At 68.0% G+C, this 22,008-nt stretch carries 22 protein-coding genes and 1 pseudogene; 11 read left to right on the top strand and 12 right to left on the bottom strand.

What is annotated here, in order from left to right; translation table 11 throughout:
• Positions 1-37: 37 nt before the first annotated feature.
• Together PUT80_RS11370 and PUT80_RS11365 are read left to right on the top strand one after the other, a co-directional pair.
• Positions 38-367, top strand: a pseudogene (locus tag PUT80_RS11370) (hypothetical protein); the annotation flags it as partial.
• Positions 368-420: 53 nt separating this feature from the next.
• Positions 421-606 (top strand): hypothetical protein, encoded by a 186-nt coding sequence (locus PUT80_RS11365; protein WP_275291880.1) that lies wholly within the window; start codon positions 421-423, stop codon positions 604-606.
• Positions 607-750: 144 nt separating this feature from the next.
• On the opposite strand, the gene PUT80_RS11360 is transcribed toward PUT80_RS11365, so the two are convergent.
• From PUT80_RS11360 to PUT80_RS11350, 3 genes are all read right to left on the bottom strand, one after another.
• The gene (locus tag PUT80_RS11360) at positions 751-1,056 is read right to left on the bottom strand and encodes a hypothetical protein (RefSeq protein WP_275291879.1); all 306 of its coding nucleotides are present in this window, start codon (positions 1,054-1,056) and stop codon (positions 751-753) included.
• Positions 1,020-1,190, bottom strand: a complete 171-nt coding sequence (locus PUT80_RS11355) for a hypothetical protein (RefSeq protein WP_275291878.1) — start codon at positions 1,188-1,190, stop codon at positions 1,020-1,022. Before PUT80_RS11355 ends, PUT80_RS11360 begins: the two co-directional genes overlap by 37 nt.
• A gap of 638 nt (positions 1,191-1,828) precedes the next feature.
• Positions 1,829-2,692 (bottom strand): helix-turn-helix transcriptional regulator, encoded by an 864-nt coding sequence (locus PUT80_RS11350; protein ID WP_275291877.1) that lies wholly within the window; start codon positions 2,690-2,692, stop codon positions 1,829-1,831.
• 139 nt (positions 2,693-2,831) lie between these two features.
• Here PUT80_RS11350 and PUT80_RS11345 point away from each other — a divergent pair, with 139 nt between their 5' ends.
• Positions 2,832-4,154 carry an MFS transporter gene (locus tag PUT80_RS11345; RefSeq protein ID WP_275291876.1) on the top strand — a complete coding sequence of 441 codons (1,323 nt, stop codon included), beginning with the start codon at positions 2,832-2,834 and terminating at the stop codon, positions 4,152-4,154.
• A gap of 167 nt (positions 4,155-4,321) precedes the next feature.
• On the top strand, positions 4,322-5,974 hold the full coding sequence (locus PUT80_RS11340) for an alpha/beta hydrolase fold domain-containing protein (RefSeq protein ID WP_275291875.1): 1,653 nt from the start codon (positions 4,322-4,324) through the stop codon (positions 5,972-5,974).
• 186 nt (positions 5,975-6,160) lie between these two features.
• Here the strand turns inward: PUT80_RS11340 and PUT80_RS11335 are convergent, their stop codons facing one another.
• Positions 6,161-7,270: an aminotransferase class I/II-fold pyridoxal phosphate-dependent enzyme gene (locus tag PUT80_RS11335; RefSeq protein WP_167754233.1), complete on the bottom strand. Its 1,110-nt coding sequence runs from the start codon at positions 7,268-7,270 to the stop codon at positions 6,161-6,163.
• Between the two features lie 163 nt (positions 7,271-7,433).
• Here PUT80_RS11335 and PUT80_RS11330 point away from each other — a divergent pair, with 163 nt between their 5' ends.
• The gene (locus PUT80_RS11330) at positions 7,434-7,562 is read left to right on the top strand and encodes a hypothetical protein (RefSeq protein ID WP_275291874.1); all 129 of its coding nucleotides are present in this window, start codon (positions 7,434-7,436) and stop codon (positions 7,560-7,562) included.
• Positions 7,563-7,665: 103 nt separating this feature from the next.
• Here PUT80_RS11330 and PUT80_RS11325 read toward each other — a convergent pair whose 3' ends face one another.
• The 4 genes from PUT80_RS11325 to PUT80_RS11310 form a co-directional block, all read right to left on the bottom strand.
• A complete protein-coding gene (locus tag PUT80_RS11325; protein WP_275291873.1) occupies positions 7,666-7,794 on the bottom strand; it encodes a hypothetical protein in 129 nt (42 codons plus the stop codon).
• Between the two features lie 198 nt (positions 7,795-7,992).
• Complete coding sequence (locus PUT80_RS11320) at positions 7,993-8,982, bottom strand: hypothetical protein (protein WP_275291872.1); 990 nt, start codon at positions 8,980-8,982, stop codon at positions 7,993-7,995.
• 28 nt (positions 8,983-9,010) lie between these two features.
• On the bottom strand, positions 9,011-9,592 hold the full coding sequence (locus PUT80_RS11315; RefSeq protein ID WP_275291871.1) for a hypothetical protein: 582 nt from the start codon (positions 9,590-9,592) through the stop codon (positions 9,011-9,013).
• Positions 9,593-9,677: 85 nt separating this feature from the next.
• On the bottom strand, positions 9,678-10,250 hold the full coding sequence (locus tag PUT80_RS11310; RefSeq protein ID WP_275291870.1) for a carboxymuconolactone decarboxylase family protein: 573 nt from the start codon (positions 10,248-10,250) through the stop codon (positions 9,678-9,680).
• Positions 10,251-10,361: 111 nt separating this feature from the next.
• Between PUT80_RS11310 and PUT80_RS11305 the strand changes: the two genes are divergently transcribed.
• Positions 10,362-10,952, top strand: coding sequence for a TetR/AcrR family transcriptional regulator (locus PUT80_RS11305; RefSeq protein WP_134730841.1), 591 nt, complete (start codon positions 10,362-10,364; stop codon positions 10,950-10,952).
• 494 nt (positions 10,953-11,446) lie between these two features.
• Here PUT80_RS11305 and PUT80_RS11300 read toward each other — a convergent pair whose 3' ends face one another.
• From PUT80_RS11300 to PUT80_RS11290, 3 genes are read right to left on the bottom strand one after another with little or no spacing between them, the layout of a single operon-like run.
• Positions 11,447-12,808, bottom strand: a complete 1,362-nt coding sequence (locus PUT80_RS11300; RefSeq protein WP_275291869.1) for an MFS transporter — start codon at positions 12,806-12,808, stop codon at positions 11,447-11,449.
• A complete protein-coding gene (locus PUT80_RS11295; protein ID WP_275291868.1) occupies positions 12,765-13,922 on the bottom strand; it encodes an Ldh family oxidoreductase in 1,158 nt (385 codons plus the stop codon). The genes PUT80_RS11300 and PUT80_RS11295 overlap by 44 nt, the downstream gene beginning before the upstream one ends.
• Positions 13,919-14,494 (bottom strand): HD domain-containing protein, encoded by a 576-nt coding sequence (locus tag PUT80_RS11290; RefSeq protein ID WP_275291867.1) that lies wholly within the window; start codon positions 14,492-14,494, stop codon positions 13,919-13,921. The genes PUT80_RS11295 and PUT80_RS11290 overlap by 4 nt, the downstream gene beginning before the upstream one ends.
• Before the next feature lie 148 nt (positions 14,495-14,642).
• On the opposite strand from PUT80_RS11290, the gene PUT80_RS11285 reads away from it, so the two are divergent.
• A complete protein-coding gene (locus PUT80_RS11285; RefSeq protein WP_275291866.1) occupies positions 14,643-15,398 on the top strand; it encodes a GntR family transcriptional regulator in 756 nt (251 codons plus the stop codon).
• Between the two features lie 592 nt (positions 15,399-15,990).
• Here PUT80_RS11285 and PUT80_RS11280 read toward each other — a convergent pair.
• A complete protein-coding gene (locus PUT80_RS11280) occupies positions 15,991-17,184 on the bottom strand; it encodes an epoxide hydrolase family protein (RefSeq protein ID WP_275291865.1) in 1,194 nt (397 codons plus the stop codon).
• A 94-nt stretch (positions 17,185-17,278) separates the two neighbouring features.
• Between PUT80_RS11280 and PUT80_RS11275 the strand changes: the two genes are divergently transcribed.
• The 4 genes from PUT80_RS11275 to istB all read left to right on the top strand — a co-directional run bounded on the left by PUT80_RS11275 (position 17,279) and on the right by istB (position 21,917).
• The gene (locus PUT80_RS11275; RefSeq protein WP_275291864.1) at positions 17,279-17,878 is read left to right on the top strand and encodes a TetR/AcrR family transcriptional regulator; all 600 of its coding nucleotides are present in this window, start codon (positions 17,279-17,281) and stop codon (positions 17,876-17,878) included.
• A 1,087-nt stretch (positions 17,879-18,965) separates the two neighbouring features.
• Positions 18,966-19,208: a hypothetical protein gene (locus PUT80_RS11270; RefSeq protein WP_275291863.1), complete on the top strand. Its 243-nt coding sequence runs from the start codon at positions 18,966-18,968 to the stop codon at positions 19,206-19,208.
• Between the two features lie 623 nt (positions 19,209-19,831).
• Positions 19,832-21,187 carry an IS21 family transposase gene (gene istA, locus PUT80_RS11265; protein ID WP_020661065.1) on the top strand — a complete coding sequence of 452 codons (1,356 nt, stop codon included), beginning with the start codon at positions 19,832-19,834 and terminating at the stop codon, positions 21,185-21,187.
• Between the two features lie 31 nt (positions 21,188-21,218).
• Positions 21,219-21,917, top strand: a complete 699-nt coding sequence (gene istB / locus PUT80_RS11260; RefSeq protein ID WP_275291862.1) for an IS21-like element helper ATPase IstB — start codon at positions 21,219-21,221, stop codon at positions 21,915-21,917.
• The last annotated feature ends 91 nt before the right edge of the window (positions 21,918-22,008 follow it).

Below are 22,008 nucleotides of genomic sequence, written 5' to 3'. Positions count from 1 at the left end.
GTGACGCCCAGGGTTTCTTCGCTGATTTCGCGAGGACGCCCTGTTCGTGGAACTCGAAGGAACCACGTACCGCTGCGCGGACATGGTCGCGGCGCAGGCGGAAGCATTTCGGACCATCCTGGGGGGCTCCAGGATGGTGCGAGGCGAGGTGCACGAAGCGCGGATCATCAGCCCGGGTGTCGGCGTACTTCACGCCCGCGTCGCTGTCCTCATGCCGGGCGAGGAGGAGCCGCCTCCGACACGCACCTCCATGCAACTGTTCGTCACGGTGTGGCGGGACGACCGCTGGGTGGTGGTCGCCCCAGAAAACGCGCGCGTGCTTTCCCTCGACGCCATGATGACTCCCGAATCCCTGGCCGGGCGCTAGCGAGAGCACTCGGTCCTGTCTTGGACCCGCCGCGCCGAGCTGGAGCCGAAGCTGTGGTCGGGATCGCGCACACCGCCGCGATCGTCGTCCTCGCCACGATCACCGGATTGCGTACGAGAGAACAACTGAGCATCCAGATCGGCTGTCAGCGGGCATCTGCTCCGCACGAAAAGGTGGCGGCGCATTCGCACGCGGTGCCGGTGGCGGATGGTGCTGGCCGATGGCCGACTGACGCCTGACTGAGCACCCAACTCCTAGCCCGTGGAGCTGGACTGGCAGCCTGGGACGAGTTCATAGACCTGATCGGGGCCGAGTTGCCGGGCGCACCGAGGGCGGTCTCGCTTGGCTGTCGCTGGGAGGGTGGGGCTGTCGTGCAGGTGCTCTCAGCCCACAGGGTCAATGGGCGACGGCGGGGTGCCACCGGCTTCGATCGCTTCGCCCGCGGACAGGCAAAGATCCTCGCGATAACGACCAACGACCACCTGGACACCGACCGGCACGCGTCCGACAAGGCCGGTGGAAACCGTCAGAGCCGGGAATCCCATGAAGGCGATGCCGGCCTGAGGCGCCTGTGCGCGCCAGACCCGCGCGAACGAGGCAGCGTCTTTGAGATCAAGTTGATCGGGAAACGGCAGTTCGCCGGACACCGGCATCACCAACACCGGATGTTCTTCGAGAAAAACTGCCATTCCCGGGTAAGCGTCGCGCGACGCCGCAGCAACGCCGAAAACTCCTGGACATCGAGCGCTGCGACTTCGTCGCGGTGGCCGCGCAGCCAGGCCAGCACACCGGGATCGCCTTCGCGCTCGGCGGCTTCCAGCATCTCCCATAGCCGTCGCCGAGCCAGAAGTTACGCTGCAGCTCAGCGGCTTCACGAAGCGGCGAAGTGTCCTCGACCGCCTCCACCGCCCAGCCCGCGTTCTGCAGAATGCGATGCGTCGCGCTGCGGCTCAAGCCCAGCTGCTCGGAGACTCGCCGAATGCTGGGACCCGGATTGCTGGCAGCCAACATGTCCAGCACGACCAACGCGCGATTGGTCGATTCAACAGCCATGGTCACCTCACGCGAGCGGAACGAGGCAGCCCAGAATATGCACCGTCGCCACCGCGCGAAGTACCTGGTCGGTCACACGGCATTAAAGCGGCTGCAACACGGGACGGGCAAGCGCGACGCACAACCTTGATCCACATCCAGCGGAATGCTGAGCGAGAATTCCCCTGAGCAGCGAGGAGTCGATTGCTTCGGCTCCTCCCCTCTGCTCAGCGGTGCACCTCGATGCGGAACCCGCTAACCCGACCGGCCTGTCCTCGTTGTCCGCGAGGGTGATTTCCCGGAGCGAAGACTGCCGACCCCGCCAGCCGGTGCCAGTTCCCCGAGAACCTGACGGGGCAGAGACCTCACGGCTCGGCGATTTCGCACACCGCTGGCCATTCGCGACCGCGTCAGCGGCTCAGCGACGAGTCACTCACCGGTCAGGTTGCCAGGACCGAAGCGGGGCCGGATGCCTGTCGACCGCAATGCGCCGGCGGTGGCTTCGTCGGCCGGTACCAGGAAGCTGGCGCGGATGCCCGAAGCGTCCTGGGTTCGCAGGGGCACGTGCTGGAACACGAGGGTCCCCAATTCCGGATGATCGAGCGTGGTGGTGGCTTCGGCGCGGGTTTGCGCGGGATACTGCTGCCACCACTCGCGGAACTCGGGACTCTCCTGGACGAGCCGGTCCACCATGGCGCTGAGCGCGGGATCGCCCGAGTGCAGCGCCGTGCTCAGCCGGAACTCCGCGATCAGCCGCCGCGCCTGCTCGTGCCAGTCCCGGAACAAGGATCGAATGAACGGATCAGTGAACATCAGGGTCAGGAGTCCTCGATCGGCGACGTCCCGGCGCGTCCAGTCGCCGAACACCAGCCGCGCGCTCTCGTTCTGCCCGAAGCCTTCCCAGCGCGGCCCGATCAACCAAGCCGGAGACGGGTCTTGCTGAGCCACCAAGCCGACGAGTCCCGCCGCCGCGGCGCCATCGTGCTCCGGTGACGCCGGCCCGCGTCCGCTGAGCAGCGTGAGCACCAGCTGCGTTTCCTCGTCGGTGCACGCCAGCGCCGCGGCGACACGGGTGAGGGCGGCGACAGAGACCGGCACCGGGCGTGCCTGCTCGAGCCAGGTGTACAGGGTGACGCTGATCTCAGCCAGCACGGCCACCTCTTCCCGGCGCAACCCGGCCGTACGGCGCCGGCCGGTGGTCGGGAAGCCCGCGGCCACCGGATCGAGCGCGGTGCGCCGGGCCCGCAGGAAGGCGGCGAGCTCCTTCCTTCGTTCGCGGTCCTCGATAACCACAAGCACTCTCCGCCGAGCCAGGTAACTGCCGTTACTAGGAAGGTCCCGCAACTGGTGACCCGCCTGTCAGGTCCCACACACTACCCGTCGGCACACGGCATCCCGGTCAATGCTGACTCGGAGAAGGACGGATACGAGCATGGTTGTTCAGGGAAGAACACATGGTTCACAGCGGCTGGTTCTGGTGCTCTGCTTCCTCGTCATCCTCGTCGAGGGTTACGACCTGATCGTCTACGGCACAGTGCTGCCGACAATCCTGAAGACGCCTTCCTGGGGGCTCACCCCGGCGACAGCGGGACTGATCGGCAGCTGCTCGCTCGTCGGTCTCCTGATCGGCTCGCTCTTGGCCGGCGCGCTGGCCGACCGGCTCGGACGGCGTCGGACGATCCTCGTAGGCACAGTGTGGTTCTCGTTCTGGATGGCCGTGTGCGCCTTGCCCGCAGGCGTCGCGATGTTCGGCATCGCGCGGTTCATGGTCGGCCTAGGCGTCGGGTCCGCAGTGGCCGCGGCCGGCGTGACCGCGGTGGAATTCGCGCCACGCGGCCGCGGTCAGTCCTACAGCGCCATCACCTGGACCGGCGCAGCGGGAGGAGGCATCGTCTCGTCGTTGCTGGCGCTGGCGCTGCTGCCCCAGTTCGGGCCGCGCGTGATGTTCTGGGCCGGCGCGCTTCCGATGGTCGTCCTCGTGCCGGTGGTGGCGCTCCTGCTGCCGGAATCACCTGCGTGGCTCCGTGCCCGGGGTCGCGCCAGGCAAGCCGACTCCATTGCCGACGCATTCGGGCTCGACGGCGGGGCCATGACCGGCTCGGCCGGTGCTGGGCGCGGCAGCAACGGAATGAAGGGGCTGTTCTCTCGCAATCACTTGCGGGTGACCGCTTTGCTGGGGTTGCTGAGCATCCTGACTCTGCTGCTGGTTTACGGGCTGTCGACCTGGCTGCCGGTGCTGATGCAGAGCACAGGGCACAGTCCGTCGACGGCACTGCTGTTCCTGCTCCTGCTGAGCGCGGGCGGCATGATCATCCCCGTCTTCAGCGGTCGTGTCGCCGATCTGGCCGGGCCTCGCGTCGTGACCGCTTCCGTCCTCGTGCTCGCCGCCGCGTGCATCGTGCTGCTGACTGTCGGCCTGCCCACGCCGGCGCTCCTCGTGCTCGCATTCCTCACCGGCGGCGGCACGCTTGGCACCCAGGTCCTGATCTACGGGTTCGCCGCGAACTTCTATCCGACGTCCTGCCGGGCGTCGGGCGTGGCGTGGGTATCGGCCGCAGGACGGCTGGGGTCCATCGTCGGTCCCGTCGTCACGGGGTTGATCGTCGGTGCGGGCGCCAGCGCGGCCACCAGTCTGCTGTTGTTCGCGTCTGTGGCCGTTGTCGCCGCGGCGTGTGCGGGCTTCGTGCGGCAGCGGACCGCGCCCGCGCGCGAGATGCGGTCGCCTCAGGTCGTCCAACGTGACACAGCCGCCTGAGCAAAGCAAAACGGTGTACCAGCCGACCGGCTGCCAGACACGGGACGCGCCGTCGCCTGTCAGACCTCTTTGTGGAACAACGGGCGTGACGACCTGCTGCCGAACACTTCGACCACGCGGGACGTCACCGTTGCGGACAACGCAACCGGCCAGTGAGGAGTTCTTCCATGCACGCAATCCACCATCCCCTTTCCGCGCGTGACGCCACGCGGATGGCAGACGTCCGTGCGAAAGCACACGGCGCCGCCGACACCGGAGAACGCCTCGTGAGCATGGCAGCCGACCAGGGTCCGACGATCGCGACCTCGCCGTTCCAGGTCGGCGGCATCACCGGAGAATGGGTCGCCGCGCCGGGCACCTCCGTCGACGGAGTCGTCCTGTACCTGCACGGCCGTCGTTTCCAATTCGAGGAACCGGCGAACGTGCTCGCCGGCAAGCTCTCCGCCGCCACCGGATGGCCAATCCTGATGCCGCGCTACCGGCTGGCCCCAGCTCATCCCTATCCGGCCGCACTGGACGACACGCTCGACGCCTACCGAGCGCTGCTAGAGCAGGGGTTCCCCGCCGACCGCATCGTTCTGATCGGCCATTCCGCCGGCGCGACGCTGACATTGCAGGCATTGCTGCGGCTTCGCGCGGCTGGTGAACCGCTGCCGGCGGCGGCGGTCACGGTCTCCCCCATCACGGACTTCACCTTCGGCGGCGCGAGTATCGCGAACGGCCATGATGACGTGGTCACGCACCAGGAGCTTCGCCAGGCGCGGGACGCGTTTCTCGGGGACGCGGACCCAGCTGGTGATGTTTCGCCGCTCACCGGAGCGTGCCCAGGCTTGCCCCCGCTCATGATGGTGTGCGGCGGCGACGAGCGGCTACGGGACGACACCGTGCGATTCGCCGAGCGGGCCGCGGCCGCCGGCAACGAGGTCAGCCTCGAGCTGAACGACGGCATGCCGCACGGCTTCCCGGTCCTCGACACCGACGCGACGAGCCTGTTGCTGGACCGGATCGCCGCGTTCGCCACTGAGCACCTCGCGGGTCGTCCGGCAGGCAACGCGCTCGGTCCCCTGACCATCCGGCGGGTGGGCTGGGCGAGCTACGTGATCACCACCGAACGAGGGACCAGAGTCCTGGTGGACCCCTACCTCACGGGCAGTCAGGGCATCCATCACGGACTCCCGCAAAGTCCGATCCGGCCGGTCGACCTGGCGGACGTCGATGTGGTGGTCGTGACCCACGCCGGATTCGACCACCGTGCCCAGGCGCTGGAGATCGTCCGATCAGGACACTCCGTCCTGGTGTGCGGAACAGCCCTGTTCGCGTCCGCTCGCGCCGCGGGAGTTCCCATCGAACGGATTGCCGTCACGGTCTCCGGAGTCGAGGTGCGGCACCGGGACGTGACGCTGCGCTCCCTGCCCGCCCGCCACGAGTCGAGCATGACCACCGAGAGCGGATTCGTCGCCGACCAGCCGCAGTCGTTCATGCTCACCACGGACAACGGCGCGCGCGTGTTCTGCGGCGGCGACACCTCCCTGTCCCAGGACCTGCGAACCTGGGGCGAGCTCTACCGTCCGGAGACAGCCGTACTCGGAATCGGCGGGCTGTGGCTCGGCGCGACTCGCGTAGTCGAACTACCGCCCTTTGACGCGGCAGCCGCAGCTCGATGGCTCGGGGTATCGACCGTGATTCCGGTCCACCACACCCCCGGCGACGCTCTGCCGACCCAGCTCGCGGCAAATCTTGCCGGTGACCCGATCGAGGTCGTTCCCCTCGAATTCGGCGAGAGCTGGACCGCGGCAGGGGCGATGTCCAGCAGCCGCTGATAGCTGCCGGTTTCCGGACCGGTGAGGTCACCAGTGGGCGCGACGTCAAAGACCTCGTCGAGCTGGACGTCGTGCTCGCTGGCCTGGGCGCAGACCCAGGCCAGCGCCACCTGAGCCGGGGCGACCAGGCCGGTCGCAGGCTGCGGTGACCGGCGAATCGCGGGAGCCCTGCCGGAACGAGAAGTTCTACGATTCTTTCAGAACGCTGTCGAGGGCCTCCAGCGCGACCGGCACCGCGGCGCGGCCGAGCCCGAACCGGAGATACCGATCCGGAAGGTGGAGCGCAGCTCCGGGCACCGCGAAGACCGAATGCCGTTGCGCGAGCCGGCGCGCGACTGCGGTCGCCTCATGGTTCCGGAGTTCGAGCAAGGTGGTCGTGCCTGCTTTCGCCGAGGTAAAGCGGACGAGGCCCGGGTGTCCAGCGGCGAACTGCTCCAGCGCGGCCTTGTTCGCACTCAGCAGTGTTTTGGCGCGATCGATGAGGCGGGCCGATTGGCGAAGTCCGGCGAGCGCGAGGACTTCGCCGACAACGTTGTTGCTCAACGACGTCCAGTAGCGGTAGGTGCGCAGTTCGTCCATGAGCCTGGCGTCCGGTGCCGCGACCCAGCCGAGCCGGACGCCGGGCAAACCGTAGACCTTGGACATCGAACCAATGCTCACACAGCGTTCGCCGAGTTCAGCCGCGGCAGGCAGCCGGTCGGCGTCGTCTTCTACCCCTTGGTAGATCTCGTCGTTCACCAGCCACGCATCCGCCTCGCGGGCGATGGCGAGCACCTCGTCGAATTCGTCCCGGGACAGCGACGTGCCCGTCGGGTTGTTCGGGAAGTTGAGCACGACGACCCGGGTCCGCGCGGTGACCGCGCGGCGGAGTTCATCGAGATCGAGCGCCCACTCCCGGTCGGCGCGCAGGTCGACCCGCCGGACCTGGGCCCCGATGGCCACGGGCAGGTCCGACACCAGCTGATAGCTCGGACCGACGACGACGACTTCGTCACCAGTCGCGACCAGAACGTTCAGCAGAGCGAAAATCGCCTCGGTAGCGCCGCTGAACGTGTGTACCCGCTCGGCGTCGATGCCTTGGTAGCGCTCGGCAATCTCGTCCCGGAGGGCCGCCGCTCCGCGGGAGTGGCCATAGGACAGGGTCAGTTTCGACCAGAGCCCGAGGATCTCGCTGTCGGCGCCGGACAGCAGTTCGTCGAGCGTCAAGGGATCGACATCGGAACTACCGATCGAATAGGCGCAGGCAGACCGGTACTGGGCAACCCAATCCTCGAGCGCGAAGCGGGGCATCCGCATATGTCCTCCTCGTTCGCTGCCGCGGTCAAGAAAACGCACGGCTCGACCGGATCCGTACCCGGGCACCGGCCGTCTGCCGCGGCCTGCCGAACCGCACGGCAATACCGTGCCCGCAACCGGCATCTGCTTCCATGGCCAATTCGAAGAAACTGGTCTCGGCCGAGTGCCCGCGACCCATGCGAACACTCCCACCAAGGACCGGCGGGTGTTCGCGGAAGACTCCCCCGCCGACCGGCTGAAGAACCTCGCACTGATCGCGAAGAACGGCGTAATCCACGAGGAACCGCTCTGACTGAGCCATGCGCCGCATCGAGATGAACGCCGTTCCCGACGGCATCCGAGAACGACGGTCCACAATGGATATCAGGATGGATCCCCCGCGACGAAGAAGCCGTTCAGTTAGGCACCGCGGACGCTGTGTCCGGGTGGTTGGTGGCCACGGTTCGACCATCGAAGTTGCCGTATGCGTGCCCGAGCACGACGGCGGGTCCATGGCCGAGTTCGCCGACGGTGATGCCGGTCATCGGTCCGGTCGACCGTCCGGTGCCGGGTGGTTGCGGTCGCAGGCCCCGGTAACCCCGCGTCGGCCAGAACGGCGGTGACCGTGTCGAAGTCCTCGCCGCCGTCCCGGCCGCAGGGCGGCAAGGTCACCGCGTCGGGCCCGGTCCCGTCGACGTAGGTCTCGATAGAGGCCTACGTGGTGACGAATTCGCTGTGCCGGTTCACGACTCGGCCCGAGGGGACAGTACGACGCGCAGCAACGCGGCCTTGCGGAAGACCCCGTCCGGAGGGGCGGTGGTACCGCCGTCCGTGGTCACGTACATGACCCGGCCGTAGTCACCGGAGCTTCGACCCCAGACGGCACTGGAAGGACCGACCAGGACCTCGTCGAACGGATCGCCGGCGAGGTGGCGGACCTCGCTGCCGTGCCGCGGCTTGAGCGGCACCCGGTCGAGCGTATTGGCGCGATGCCGCGTGACATAAGCGAATCCGGCGTCCTCGTCGACGCAGAAGTCGTCGGCGTTGTCGATCGCGGCGACGAACTCCGCGCCGCCTGCCGGGTCGAGCGTGCCAGGGTCGACCGGTACCCGCATGAAGACCTTCTGCGCTGTCGACGTGTAGTAAAGGTATCCGATCCGCGCGCTGTAACGGACGCCGTTGACGCCCGGCTGCGGCGGCGACGCGATCTCGCTGTCCGGATCGTCGGCCATCGTGTCGTGCTCGAGCCAGACCCGGGCGCTCGCACTCCTCGCGCCTTCGCCCAGGTCGACCCGCCAGATCCGCCCGGGGTCGAAGCAGTCGGCGACGGCCAGCACTCCGGGGCCGAGCAGGCAGCTGCCGTTGAGGGCACGGACGCGGTCGTCGAAGGTGAAGACGATCTCCGGGGCCACCGGCTCGCCGGGCGTCCAGCCGCCGAGGTCGATCCGCACGAGATGCGATTCGTGGGTGGCGTACCCGTCGGTCACGCTGACGATGAACACATCGGGTTCGACCTCGGCGACACCGGTGATCAGGTGGTCGAAAGCGTGCACCAGAACCGGTTCGGCCATCGAACCCGGCGGCGTGCTCGGCACGATCCAGAGTTCCTTTTGGAGTACCGCGGTGATCAGCACCGAACCGTCGGCACGGACCGCGAGGTTTTCCAGGAAGTACTTTTCCGGAAAATAGGCGACCGGAGCCAGGGCGACGTCCGGGACAGGCGTCATAGGCATGGCAATTCTCCGCTTTCTCGAATGTGGGTCACTGCTTCAGGCCGACCGCGTTCGAGGGCACATCGAACGCGGCGAGGGTGAGCGAGACACTGGTGAACCAGCCCATCAGGACGGTGACATCGACGATGCCCGCCACGCCGATCGTCTCCTCCGCCCGGCGGTACAGGCCGAGGGGAACCACGCGCGGCTGCACCAGGGTCGACGAGAGTTCGTACACGAGTTGCTGCCGGGGGTCGTCGAACGAGGTCGGCAGGCCGGCGATCAGGGCCTCGGCCTGCCGCGGGTCCAAGCCCCCCAGTTCCACCCCGATCTTCTCGTGCTCATAGTTGCCGTAGGCCGCGAGCCAGCGGCCGTTGACGACGTTGGTGACGATTTCGATCTCGGCCTTCGACAGCGACGAGTCCTTCTGGAAGTACGCCCCGGTCGGCACGACGGCCCTCAGCAACGCGGGGTTGGCGAGCCAGATCTTGTGCGGACCAGGGACCAGGCCGCGCAGCTCCATGGTGTAGTCGTACGCGCTGCGCATTTCCGTCGGCATTTCGGCTACTGGAGTTTCCGTGTAGCGGCCAAACGTTCCGAAATCCGCGGGATCGGGGGTTCCGTCGAACATGGAATTCTCCTCCTTTCTGTTATGCCGCCAAAACTGTCGGGTCGCCAGGTGACGGCGGTCGGGCTGTGCTCCCGGCTCCGGCCGGTCAGCTTGCGGCGGGCGCCTTCACGTCGTAGGCGTTGAGGATGGTGCCGAGCGCCAGGTAGTGGACGGTCACGAACACGATCGCGTCGAGGGCGTCCTGCCCCAGCCGTTCGACGACGTGGTCGTAAAGCGGCCCCGGCAGAGGTCCGCCCTCGGTCAGCGCCGTCGCGACGTCGACCGCGAGCACCTCGTCCTCGGCGAGGCCGGCCGGACGGCCGCCCGCGCACAGAGCGGCGATCTGGTCCGCGCGCAGCCCAGCCCGAGAGGCCAGCCGGGCGTGCGCGTACATCTCGTACGCGACGTTGAAGCGCGCCCCGACGGTCAGGATGACAACCTGACGCGCACGCTCGGACAGGCCAGGCAGTTGCTGGGCAAGGTCGACGAAGCGCCCGAGCGCCCGGCCCATTTCCGGGAAGTGCAGCATCACGCCCCACGGCCCGACGTATGCGCCGTCGGCATCGCGCACCTCGAAGCCCGTGTACTCCTCGCCGCCTTCGACCATCGCGTCGAAGGCCTGGTGAAGGGACTGCTGTTCGGCGGTCAGGTCCGCCGGGCGGAGCAGTGGCAGGCGCATGGATCCTCTCCTCGTCGTGCTGCGGACTAGACGAATAAAAAGAACGGACATCCGCTTTTCTTAAGCTAGACTTGTGTCCGGCGGGTGTCAACCGGCGAGGAAGGACGGCCCATGCCGCGGGTGAGCCAGCAGTACAAGGACGATCAGCGTGCCGAAATCCTGGCCGCGGCACGCCGCTGCTTCGTCCGCAACGGCTTCCACCGCACGTCCATGCAGGACGTGTTCGCCGAGGCCGGCAAGTCCGCGGGAGCCGTCTACCGGTACTTCACGAAGAAAGACGACCTGATCCTGGGCGTCGCCTCCCAGAACCTGGACGACGTCGCCGAGGTGCTGCACGCCGCGCTGACCCGCAGCGGCGGCGAGCGCGGAGTCGGCCAGGTGATGGCGGAGCTGCTGGAGGCGGTGACGGAGCGACACAGAGACAAGCAGCTGGCCGCTGTGGCACTGATGGTCTGGTCCGAGGCGCTGCGCAACCCGGCATTGGCCGAACGGCTGGAAAAGGCGAGCGTCGACATGAGCCAAGACCTCGCCGACCTCATCCGCGAGCGCCAGCGGGCCGGTGCCTGGGCCGGACGGCCCGCCGAGGAGTTCGCCGCTGTGGTCCTGTCGATCCTGCCGGGATTCCTGTTCAACCTGGCTCTCAACGGCCCACGCGGAGTTGCCGGATTCCCCGGCACCGTCCGGACGCTGTGGCGAAGCTGAGCGGCCCGGCACGACACCGAAGACCGGTCACTCGCCGAATGGCACCGCCACGTCAAAACCTGCGAAGACGGAGCGGCTGACGAGAGTCTTGACTGCGCACTTGGTGCACGCCTCGATCACGCCCTTCATCGACGAGCAGCCGAAGTACACCGGATTCGCGACATACCGGGCACGGCCAACCGTCGCGCAAGTGTGGCGTCAGCAGTTCGCTAGCAGGATCGGCCCCTTGACGTGGACCTTGCAAAAGTCGCCCATCGTGTCGGGGCCGGTCCGGCCGCGGGGGTCTTTCCATCGAAGCCGCCGCTGGCCTGCCGGTCTCGTGCGTGCAGTTCCATGACGAACCTTCCGTGTCGCTTCGCAAACCGGCACGGCCCGGCGGAGAGCGGCGGCGGCCCGATCCGGACACCGGTGAGAGCGCGAACAACCCGGGCCGGCTGCGGGCGAATCAGCCGCCCGCAGCCAACCGGTCTCGCGGCGCTTCCGATCCCGCGGGATCAGCGGGCGAGACTGCCCGGATGTTCCGCGGATTCCGTCATCCACCGCCTGCCGACGGTCAGCGCGATGACGAGCGTGACCAGAGCCGCCGCGACGATGTAGCACGAGAACCCCAGCGAGGAGCCAAAAATTTCGTTGAGCGCGACGGCGACCAGCGGCGCGGTGCCGCCGAGCGCGGAGGCGGCGAGGTTGTAGGACAATCCTCCCGCGCTGACCCGGAACCGCGCCGGGAAGATCTGGCTGACCGCCAGCAGCGACGGCACAGCCAGCACTCCCTTGGCCATGCCCAGCAAGAGGGCGCCGAGGTAAGCGCCGCCCAGATTGGTTCCGGCGAGCAGGAATCCGGGCACGATCGCCGCCGCCACGAAGATGCTGGCGATAACGGTCGCCCGGGACAGCCCCACCCGGTCCACGACCGGCGCGAAGAGCAGGACGAATACCACCGCCGACGCGGAGGCGGTGGTATTCGCGCCGTAGGCCTGGGCTTGCGAGAGCGCGTGGTTCTGTTTCAGGAAGGTCGCCAGGTAGGAGGTCACGATCGCGGAGACGATCGACCAGGTGCCGAGGAAGGCGACGAACACCAGGATTTTGCGCCACGAGGTGCGGATCGCCTCCAGGACCGGCGAGCTGCGCAGGGCGGCTTTCCGCCGCTGATGGTTTTTCACCTGCCGGAATTCCTCGCCGTCACGGGCGTTCCGGCGCACGTAGAGCCCGATCAGTCCCATCGGGAGCGACAGCCAGAACAGGACGCGCCAGCCCCAGGAGGTCCATGCGCCGTCGGGCAGGATCGCCGAAAGGCCGGTCGCGAGCAGCGTCCCGGACAGCAGTCCGGCGAGCGTCAGCGCGCTGAGCATCCCGACTGCTTTCGCTTTCTTGCCGCTGGCGCCGTGCTCGTAGACGAAAGCGATGGCCGTGGCGTGCTCCCCGCCGGTGCCGAGCGACTGGATCAGCCGGCACAGCACGAGCAGCAACGGCGCCGCGGCGCCGATCGAGGCGTATGTCGGGATGAACCCGATCATCGCGGTCGACGTGCAGGTGAGAATGATGGTGAAAGTCAGCGCCTTCGGCCGGCCCAGGCTGTCGGCGATGTGCCCGAAGACAACGGTTCCGAACGGCCGGGTCAGATACGCGATCGCGAAGATCGCGTAGGCGCCGACGAGCGCCAGCGCGCTGTTGCCGGCGGGGAAGAACTGCTGAGCGATCAAGGTGGCGACGACGCCGTAGACGCCCCAGTCGTACCATTCCGCGAAATTGCCCACGGACGCCGTCATGATCATCCGCCAGCGTTCCCGGCCGCCGCGCGCGGCCGGGCCGTTCTCATTCGAATACTGCGCCCGTTCCGTGCTCGCGTCCGCGTCCATTGAGTGCTCCCTGATCGTCGTTGAGGGGAAGTGGGGCGGCGAGCCCGAGTTCAGCCGCGAGAACGTCGAGACTGTGCGCGGTCGCCGGGGCGATCGGAACGCCGCTCTCGCTCGTCGCGGCGAACCGCGCCCGTTCGGGATCGCCCGGCGCGAGCACGCGCTCGACGTCGCGGGCCGGTTCGCTGCGGCGGACGTGGTCCGCGATGTCGCTCGCCCGGCGGCGCACGGCCGCGGCGTCGCCGAACATCGCCGCGTCGAGGACCAGGAAGGCATTGCCGACGGTGACGTCGGCGTCGAGGTCGGGAGTGCCCGCCGCGGTGAACCCGGCGTGCCGGATGTACTGGGTCAAGTGCGCGCCGGTCAGCCCGGAAGCCAGCATTTCGACCATCAGCGAGAGCGCCGCGCCCTTGTGCCCGCCGCTGGGCAGCACTCCCCCGGCCAGCGCGGCCGCCGGGTCGCGGGTGGGCAGACCGTCGCGATCCACCGCCCAGTCCGGCGGCAGCTCCTTGCCCTCCGCCGCGAAAACCTTGATCCGCCCGCGTGAACTGACCGACTGAGCCATGTCGAGGACCAGCTCGGGCGCATCGGTTCCCGGCGCGGCGAAGGACATCGGGCTGTTGCCGATCCGCGGGCCGCGTCCGCCGAAAGGCACCACCGACGGCGACGTGCTGCTCATCGCGAAGGCCAGGAAGCCCTGTTCCGCGGCGCGGCGGGTGAAGAACGCGGCCGCCCCGAAATGCGCAACACGCCGCACTCCACCGAACGCGACCCCGGTTTCGCGGGCTTTCGGCAGGAGCCGGTCGATCATGCGGACGCCGACCGGAACCCCGAACCCCCGGTCCGCGTCAACCAGGACCGCGGACGGCGTTTCAGCGAGGACTTTCTCCTGCGGCAACGGATTCACCTGTCCAGCCCGGAGCTGGGCGAGATAGGCGGGCAGACGAGTCAGCCCGTGCGTGGCCACCCCTGTCGCATCGGCTTCGACGAGCGAACGGGCGAGCAGCCGCGCGTCTTCCGGCCGCATTTTCGTCGTCCGCAGCACATCGCCGGCGAAGGCGCACAGCACGCCGAGGTCGTAACGCACCGCTCCCGAACTGTCGACAGTCGCGTTCACGGGCGCCTCTTGCAGAACAAGCGCTGCCCGGCGTCGAGCAGTTGCGCGTCGGAGTCGGCGAAGTCCGCGTAATGGACGATGACCGCCTCCTGAGTCTGGGGAACCACTGACGAATGCGGCGTGTGCGCGATGACCGCGTGGACCAGGTCATCGTCCATCCCGGCTTCGAGCATCCAATGCGCGCTGAGGAAACCGTGCTGGAACCGGCGTCCGGGCGTGGACCACTGCCCGCCTCCCGCCGGAGCCGGCTCGAACTCGTGGATCTTGCAGACGTCGTGCAGCAGCGCGATCGCCAGCACCGCGTCGCGGTCGACGGCGATGCCGTGCAGCTGCGTGACCGTGTCGGCCATCTGCGCCGACATCCGGGCCACCGCTCGCGAATGCGTCGTCAGCGTCCGGCTGCTGGGCAGGTCGACCGATTTCGGCACGTCGGACAACTGCTGCCAGGCACTGGAGCGCCAGGCCCGGACCCAGACGTCCAGGACGCTGTCGCACAGGTCCTTCCTGGCGATCTCGCCGGCTTCGGGAAGCAAGTCGCGGACGTGGTCCACGGTGATGGGTACTTGAGACATGAGGGCCAATCTGTCGACACTTTGTGGAGTGCGCCCCACAATAGGCAGCCGCTAGCGATGATTGCAAGCAATCTGGCGACAGATTGGCGGGTACGCGCGGACACCGCGGCAGGTGCCGGGGCGTCGGCGGCCGGGATAGGGTGCCCCCATGCACGCGCAGGAACCCGCCTCACCGGCCGCCCCCGCGGGGATCACCGAGGCCCTGGCGCATTCGCCCAGCCTCGCCGGGCACGGGGAGCTGGTACGGCGAATGACCGCGGAGCTGGCCAGGGAGATCATCGAGGGCGAGCTGCCCAGCGGGTGCCAGCTGACCTCGGCCGAGCTGGGCAGGCGATTCGGCACCAGCCGGACCCCGGTGCGCGAGGCGCTCGGGGTGCTGCAGCGCGAAGGACTGGTGGAGATCGAACCCCGGCGCCGCCCCCGCGTGGTCACGCTGTCCCTCTCCGAGGTGCGCGATCTCTACGAGATCCGCGCAGGGCTGTATGCGCTGATAGCCGGGGCGGTAGCCGAACGGGCCGCTGACGACGAGATCCAGCAACTGGACGAGCCGCTCGCCCGGTTGCGGACAGCCCGCGACGCGGGCGACGCGCAGGCGTACTTCTACGCCACTGTGGACTTCCGCCGCGTCGAGGCCGGCATCTGCCCCAACCGCCGGGTCGGCGCCCTGATCGACTCGCTCGGCCTGCGGATTTATCGGCTGCGCAGTTTCGGACTGTCGCTGCCGGGTCGGCTGGAGGTCTCCTGCCGCGATTACGGCTACCTCGTCGACGCCTACCGGGCGCGCGACCGCGCCCTCGCCGAGGCAGTCACCCGGTCGCTGATGTCGAAAGCGCTCGCCGCGATCGAGAAGCACTGGAGCCGCCTCGCCGAACCACTGCCCGCAGCACGCCCGACCTCAGCTTGAGCCAGACAGCGCAGCCGCTGATCATCAACGGCGCCTCGCGATTCGAAGCAGAGCCCCTGGCGGGCACCCGTGGTTGTTCCGTGAATTCGGGATCAAGCCAACGTCTCGCCGAAGGACCAGGCACCTCCATCCCCGGCTGGGTCGCGAACTCCGCGAACTGCTTCACAGCCAGCAGCGACGGGTGGTTCAGCGGATGTCTGCCATGCTCCGGCATGTCGTCAGCGTGCCCGACGATGACCGGGCCAGGTCGGCACCCGCGCCGCCCTGCGAACAGCGAGCTTGGCGATCTCTCGGACGGGGGAACCTGATCTGCGACTCAGCCTAGTTTGGGTATCGCGGCCCGCAGTGCCTGGTGCTCGGCCTTCCGGCGGCCCGCCCTGGCAGGCGAGCCAGACTCAAGGGGCGAGATCATCGTCGCCGACCTGTTTGCTCTCGCTCTCGTCGAAGCACGGCCAAGCAGGCTGACGACGAAACAGCTGACCGTCGTCACCGAGCTTTCTCTTTGTCAGATCCGGAACAGCGTCTGATGGATCGGGAAGCCGCTACGCGGCGCGACACACCGCTGACCTGGATACGGCTGGGCAGCTGTTCTTCACTCACGAACTGCCGACGTGGAGTGGGCTTCGAAACGAAGAGTGCGCAGACCAGCGCGAATTTCATTGACCAGGATATCGGGCTGCTCCAAGGCCGCGAAGTGTCCGCCTTTGCCGGCCTCGCCGTAGTGGATCAGATTGCTGTAGGCGTCTTCGATCCAGCTTCGCGGCAGGCGTGGGATGTCCTTCGGGAAGACGGTCACGGCGACTGGAAGCCTCAGCTTCGGGCCGGCGAAGGTGAGCGATTTGTTCTCCCAGTAGATGCGGCCGGACGACGCCGCGCTGTTGGTGAACCAGTAGAGGGAAATCGCGTCGAGCATGTCGTCGATGCCGATCGCATCCTCGGCGAGCCCGTGGTTGTCGGTCTTGGACTGGAACTTCTCGTAGATCCAGGCGGCCTGGCCGACGGGAGAGTCCGCCAGGGCGAATCCGACAGTTTCCGGCCTCGTGCCCTGGAGGTGGTTCGACCCGCCGAGTTCGCCGGCGTAGCGGGCGAGGGTCTCCACGGCGTGGCGCTGTTCGGGCGACAAGGTATCGGGGATCTGTTCGGGGAAGGCGTACTGGGTGTTCAGGTGAATTCCGAGCAGTCCTTCAGGTTCCATGGCCCCGAGCGCGGTGGTGACGACAGCGCCCCAATCGCCGCCCTGCGCGGCCCAGCGCGGATAGCCGAGACGCTTCATTAGCTCCGCCCACGCGTTCGCGACGCGCGATACGGTCCACCCCGTCTCCGATGGCTTTTCGGAGAAGCCGAACCCGGGGAGAGACGGGACGACAACGTCAAAAGAATCGGCGGCGTCTCCCCCGGACGAAACCGGATCGGTCAGCGGGCCGATCAGCTTCAGGAACTCCGCTGTCGAACCTGGCCATCCGTGCGTAAGCAGCAGCGGCATCGCATCGGGATTCTTGGACCGGACGTGGATGAAGTGGATGTCCAGACCGTCGATCTCGGTCAGGAATTGCGGGAAGCGGTTCAGTTCGGACTCGAAACGCCGCCAGTCGTAGCCGCGCTCCCAGTAGCCGACCAGAGATCTGGCGTTCTCCACGCGAACCCCTTGCGACCAGTCGGCCACCGTTTCCGGGTCCGGCCATCGGGTTCTGGCAAGTCGCCGCTTCAGGTCGTCGATCTCCGAATCCGGGATCGAGACGGTGAACGGGCGGACGAGAGCCGAGGCCGGCGGCGTCGGTGCGGTCATTGCCTTCTCCTGAGCGTCGAAGCACAGCGCAACTCTTCATTGCACAATGGTGTGCAATCTACGCCATTGCACACCAGTGTGCAACAATGATGTCGTGCCTGCCGAGTCCTCCCGCACGCGCTCGATGATCGAGAAGCGCGAACGCCTCCTCGACGTCGCCCTCGACGTGCTGGGAGAGAACCCCGACGCCGGAATGGGCGACATCGCCTCGGCCGCCGGCGTCGTCCGACGCACCGTCTACGGCCATTTTCCCTCCCGCCTGGACCTGGTTCGGACGCTCACGGAACGGGCCGTCGCCGAGATGACAGCCGTGCTCACCGAGGTCAACGCGTCGGCCGCGGAAGCGGACGCGGGATGGGTCGAATTCGTTGCCCGCGTCTGGCCGGTGACGCACCGGTACCGAGTGCTGCTTGCGCTGCGCCGAGGCGAATACAGCGAGGCGATCCACGGCTTGCTCGGGCCGGTCGACGACCTCCTGGCTGATCTCGTGAAGCGGGGCCAGGACAGCGACGTGTTCGCGGAGCACCTGCCGGCAACCATCCTGAGCCAGCTTGCCTACAGCGCCGTGTTCGCCATCGCGGACAGCAGCCTTTCGAACGGGACTCTCAGCGCTCGTGCGGCGACGATCACGAGTCTGCTGATGCTGGGAGTTCCCGAGGAGCGCGCACTCTCTCTCGCGGGCGACCAGCCCTGACCGCGGCGCCGCACGAGCCGGATCGCCGCTCGCAAGTCCGCGAACCGGCAGGCCGAGTCCGCCACGAGTCAGTGGCCGACGTTCCTTAAGCGAAGCGCCGATTCGGCACCGGCAGCCCCCTAGACGACGTCGTTTCGCAACGGCCGTCGGTCACCGTCCGCGCCAGCACCTTGCCGGGCAAAGGGTCATCACCTCGCTTCGAGGTGGCGAGCAAGGCTCGCACGAGCACACGGCCCCGAGAACCTGCTGCAGGGCGACGATGACAGCCGCAGCGCAGTGTGGCCGCACCTCGCCGTCCGAGATGGTGGCCGCCCGGACGAATCGGGCGCTCGCGAGCCGTACGGATGACGTGGCGCGTTCCTTTGGCGCGGTTCCCGACGGATTCGCCGGACTGGGTCGTCCAGGCCGGGAAGACTCGCGGCGACCACGACGCGGGCCGTGGCCCGCGCAGCCTCCACTCGGTACCCAAGCACGTACTCGAGTCAGGCGAAATTCTGCCGGGACCAGGAGTGAGCAGCCGTGAACGGGCGTTGATCACAGCGACGATCGCCTGAGAAGTAAATAGGTCCACAGTGGACAGCGCGCCCCGAGCGATTGAACTGAACTCTGACGAGCCGGGGGTATCGGGACGCAGAGCTGAACCGTGCCAGTCACCACCCGCGCAACGCGAGCACGAGGAGACGAACCGCGCCGCCGCGCGAGGCGGCCTTCGAGCTGACCACAATGTGCGTGGCGTTCGGCTTCGCATGCTGCTGACCCACTTTTCGACCACGCAAGGGAGGCCAGCGACCTGCCGACGGCTCGGACCAGGAACGACGGGCAGCGCGACCAGGGTGCGCGACTGCCTACTCCACATCGTTCCGCCAGCGAGCCTGGATCGCGCCGACGCGCACCTGACCGGACTCTGCGGTCGGGGAACCATCGGGCGGGGAAACGGCGGCCGGCGCAGAGGGTTGCCGGAGCAACAGATGGGTCGTTCGTCCCGTTTCGGCGACACTGAGAGTGGGTTGCCGGGCGGGGCGGCTCCCGGATCGGGTGCCTGGGGTGTCGCATCGTTAGTGTTGCCTCTAGAGGTGCGGGAACTGAGATGGTCGACATGGTTGCCGGGGAGATCGTGATGTCCGCAGAGGAAATGGCCGCTCGTTGGGCTGATGTGACAGAGCAGGAACGGGTGTTCGCGGCGCACCGCGCTGCGTCGGGGACTTCGGCGGCGACTTTGGCGTTGATGGAGGAATTTCTGGGGAAGCCGCCCGAGTGGATTGCGGAGTGCCTTGCTGCTGCGGTGGCGGCGCTTGACGACGTGCGCCGCACGGGTCGTCTCCCGGGCTAGCCGGACAGGGCGCGATCCGCACGGACAAGCGAGCTGTGCAACCCACGAAGCCGCAAGCCGCGCGGCGACGCACGGGTCTCAGATATCGCCTTTGCTTCGCGCAAAACTCGCCTCTTCCGTCCCTCGCCGAGCCGATTCCCACAGGAAGCTGTCGAGATGTCAGCCTCGTCGCTGTGCGCCGAGGCGCTACCCGGCCGCGGTTGACGGCGATCTGTCCGGCCCACGCTCAACATAGCCGTGGACGTGGTGAAGTCTTCCCGGTCTCTCGTGCATTAGTCGTCTGAATTGGTGCTGAAGCGGCCCGACAGACAGCGGTGAGCAGGGATCGCGACCATCGGGCCCGCAACGCGAATGAGAACACGAGGCCAGGTGGCAACGCATCTCTGCAGTGAGGTTCCCCCCTTGGACCGGACGCCCTGAGCCCAGACAGTGGTCTGGGGAAGGATGTCCTGGTGCCACGTTCGTCGAAGTATCCCGAGCTGATGGTGCTCTCTGAATAGGGCCAGTCCTGCTCTCTGAAATTCCCCAGCTGGGGTGTCCTGTCGGCGCGTCGTTTGCGCTGGTCAGCGGCCTCGGGGTGACGGTTTCGGTGTTGATCACCGTGATCGTGACCGGAGGCGTGGATGCTCACTCTGGAGGAAGACGTGGAGGCGCAGGCGCTGCGTGCTCAAGGCTGGTCGGTCTCGGCGATCGCGCGACATCTCGGACGCGACCGCAAGACGATCCGCCGCTACCTGGCCGGCGAGGTGGTGCCGGGCAAGCGACGGCCAGCGGGGCCGGACCCGTTCGAGCCGTTCCTCGGCTACTGCCGCGCCCGGCTGGCCGACGACCCGCACTTGTGGGCGGCGACGCTGCTGGACGAGGTCACCGAGCTCGGCTACCAAGGCGGCTACTCGACGTTCACCCGGGCGCTGCGCCGCTATCAGCTGCGCCCGCACTGCGAGCCTTGCCAGGTGTCCCGCGGCCGGGACGTCGCGATCATCACCCACCCGCCGGGCGAGGAAACCCAGTGGGACTGGCTCGAGCTGCCGGACCCACCGGCGAGCTGGGGCGCCGGGAAGCAGGCACATCTGCTGGTCGGCGCGCTGGCGCACTCGAGCAAGTGGCGCGGCGTCCTGGCCGATGCCGAGGACTTCCCGCACCTGGTCGAGGCCCTCGACGCGGTGGTCCGGCGCCTGGGCGGGGTGACCCAGGTCTGGCGCTTCGACCGGATGGCCACGGTCTGCCACCCCGCCTCAGGCCGGATCACGCCCGCATTTTCCCAGGTCGCGAAGCATTACGGGGTCCGGTCGGTGACGTGTCCGCCGCGGCGCGGGAACCGCAAGGGTGTGGTCGAGAAGGCCAACCACTCGGCCGCGCAACGCTGGTGGCGCACCCTCGGCGATGACGTCACGATCGCCGAGGCGCAGGCCGGGCTGGATCGTCTCGCGGCCAAGCTCGATAGCCGCCGCCGGGTCCTCGACGGTGAGCGCACCACGGTCGCCGGCCTGGCCGCGGCCGAGCGGCTGCACGCCCTGCCGCTGGTCGCGTTCCCGGCCGAGTTCGACCTCGGCCGGATCGTCACGCCGCAGGCGCTGGTTTCCTTTCGCGGCAACTCCTATTCCGTCCCGCCCGGGCTGGGCGGCGCGCAGGTTCAGGTCCGTCACCGGCTCGGCGCGGACGTGCTGCGGATCGTCACCGAGGGCGGCGCGACGGTCGCGGTCCACCACCGCGCCCCGGACGGGGCCGGCCGGGTCGTCCGCGACGACGGGCACGTGATCGCGCTCGAACACGCCGCGATGGGCGCGTTCAGCACCGATCGGCCCTGCACCCACAAGACGCGCCGGCCGCCGTCGGCGGCGGCGTTGGCCGAAGCAGCACGACTGCGCGGCCTGCCCGCGACGGGGCCCGCGGCCCACGTCGTGATCGACCTGGCCACCTACGCCGCCACCGCGGCGAAGCTGGGCAGCGCACCCACCTATGAGTCCAAGGAGGACTGATCACTTGTCCGGAAACCGTTCAGGGCCACAGATGAGCGAGGCCCGCCGCTATCAGCAACTCCGCTCGCACTTCTCCTACCTCAAGCTCGACAACGCCGCCGAAGCCCTGCCCCGCATCCTCGACCAGGCCCGCGCGGAGAACCTGTCGATGACCGCGGCGCTGGAGAGGCTGCTGGAAATCGAGGTCAACGCCACCGAAGAACGCCGCCTCGCCGGCCGGTTGCGGTTCGCCTGCCTCCCGGATCCCTGGACTCTGGCGGACTTCGACTTCGCCGCCCAACCCGGCGTCGACGAGAAACTCATCCGCGACCTGGCGACGCTGCGGTTCCTCGACGACGCCTCCAACGTGTTGTTCGTCGGGCCGCCCGGAGTCGGAAAGACCATGCTCGCCACAGCACTCGCGCGCGGCACGGCCGAAGCCGGCAACCGGGTCTACTTCACCACCGCAGCCGACCTCGCCGCCCGCTGCCACAAGGCCGCGGTCGAAGGACGCTGGGCCACCTGCATGCGGTTCTTCGCCGGACCGAAACTGCTCGTGATCGACGAGCTCGGCTATCTCCCACTGCCCGGCGACGGGGCCTCAGCGTTGTTCCAGGTGATCAACCAGCGTTACCTCAAGTCGAGCACGATCCTGACGACAAACGTCGGGATCGCTGACTGGGCAACGGCTTTCGGAGACGCGACCGTCGCCGCGGTTATCTCGACTTCGATCTTCAAATACCGCCTTTGACCTGGCGTTTCGCGTCGTGGACAGGTGTCTTTGACTATCGATCACCGGTGCTGAGGCGGGCTGCGCGGAGTTGGCCGTGGGCGTGGGCAAG

Origin of the sequence: Amycolatopsis sp. La24 (assembly GCF_029087445.1) — a bacterium.
Taxonomy (GTDB): domain Bacteria; phylum Actinomycetota; class Actinomycetes; order Mycobacteriales; family Pseudonocardiaceae; genus Amycolatopsis; species Amycolatopsis nivea.
Note: the sequence above shows the minus strand (reverse complement) of the source record. Positions and strands in the feature narration are given on the sequence as shown.

Excerpts from the sequence above, each read along its gene's own strand:
- PUT80_RS11345 (WP_275291876.1), top strand. The coding sequence starts at position 2,832 with ATGGTTGTTCAGGGAAGAACACATGGTTCACAGCGGCTGGTTCTGGTG.
- PUT80_RS11285 (WP_275291866.1), top strand. The coding sequence starts at position 14,643 with ATGCACGCGCAGGAACCCGCCTCACCGGCCGCCCCCGCGGGGATCACC.
- PUT80_RS11355 (WP_275291878.1), bottom strand. The coding sequence starts at position 1,190 with ATGCTGGAAGCCGCCGAGCGCGAAGGCGATCCCGGTGTGCTGGCCTGG.
- istB (WP_275291862.1), top strand. The coding sequence starts at position 21,219 with ATGAGCGAGGCCCGCCGCTATCAGCAACTCCGCTCGCACTTCTCCTAC.
- PUT80_RS11300 (WP_275291869.1), bottom strand. The coding sequence starts at position 12,808 with ATGGACGCGGACGCGAGCACGGAACGGGCGCAGTATTCGAATGAGAAC.
- PUT80_RS11315 (WP_275291871.1), bottom strand. The coding sequence starts at position 9,592 with ATGTTCGACGGAACCCCCGATCCCGCGGATTTCGGAACGTTTGGCCGC.
- PUT80_RS11325 (WP_275291873.1), bottom strand. The coding sequence starts at position 7,794 with ATGACCGGCATCACCGTCGGCGAACTCGGCCATGGACCCGCCGTCGTG.
- PUT80_RS11270 (WP_275291863.1), top strand. The coding sequence starts at position 18,966 with ATGGTCGACATGGTTGCCGGGGAGATCGTGATGTCCGCAGAGGAAATG.
- PUT80_RS11290 (WP_275291867.1), bottom strand. The coding sequence starts at position 14,494 with ATGTCTCAAGTACCCATCACCGTGGACCACGTCCGCGACTTGCTTCCC.
- istA (WP_020661065.1), top strand. The coding sequence starts at position 19,832 with ATGCTCACTCTGGAGGAAGACGTGGAGGCGCAGGCGCTGCGTGCTCAA.
- PUT80_RS11305 (WP_134730841.1), top strand. The coding sequence starts at position 10,362 with ATGCCGCGGGTGAGCCAGCAGTACAAGGACGATCAGCGTGCCGAAATC.
- PUT80_RS11340 (WP_275291875.1), top strand. The coding sequence starts at position 4,322 with ATGCACGCAATCCACCATCCCCTTTCCGCGCGTGACGCCACGCGGATG.
- PUT80_RS11335 (WP_167754233.1), bottom strand. The coding sequence starts at position 7,270 with ATGCGGATGCCCCGCTTCGCGCTCGAGGATTGGGTTGCCCAGTACCGG.
- PUT80_RS11360 (WP_275291879.1), bottom strand. The coding sequence starts at position 1,056 with ATGGCAGTTTTTCTCGAAGAACATCCGGTGTTGGTGATGCCGGTGTCC.
- PUT80_RS11320 (WP_275291872.1), bottom strand. The coding sequence starts at position 8,982 with ATGCCTATGACGCCTGTCCCGGACGTCGCCCTGGCTCCGGTCGCCTAT.
- PUT80_RS11280 (WP_275291865.1), bottom strand. The coding sequence starts at position 17,184 with ATGACCGCACCGACGCCGCCGGCCTCGGCTCTCGTCCGCCCGTTCACC.
- PUT80_RS11310 (WP_275291870.1), bottom strand. The coding sequence starts at position 10,250 with ATGCGCCTGCCACTGCTCCGCCCGGCGGACCTGACCGCCGAACAGCAG.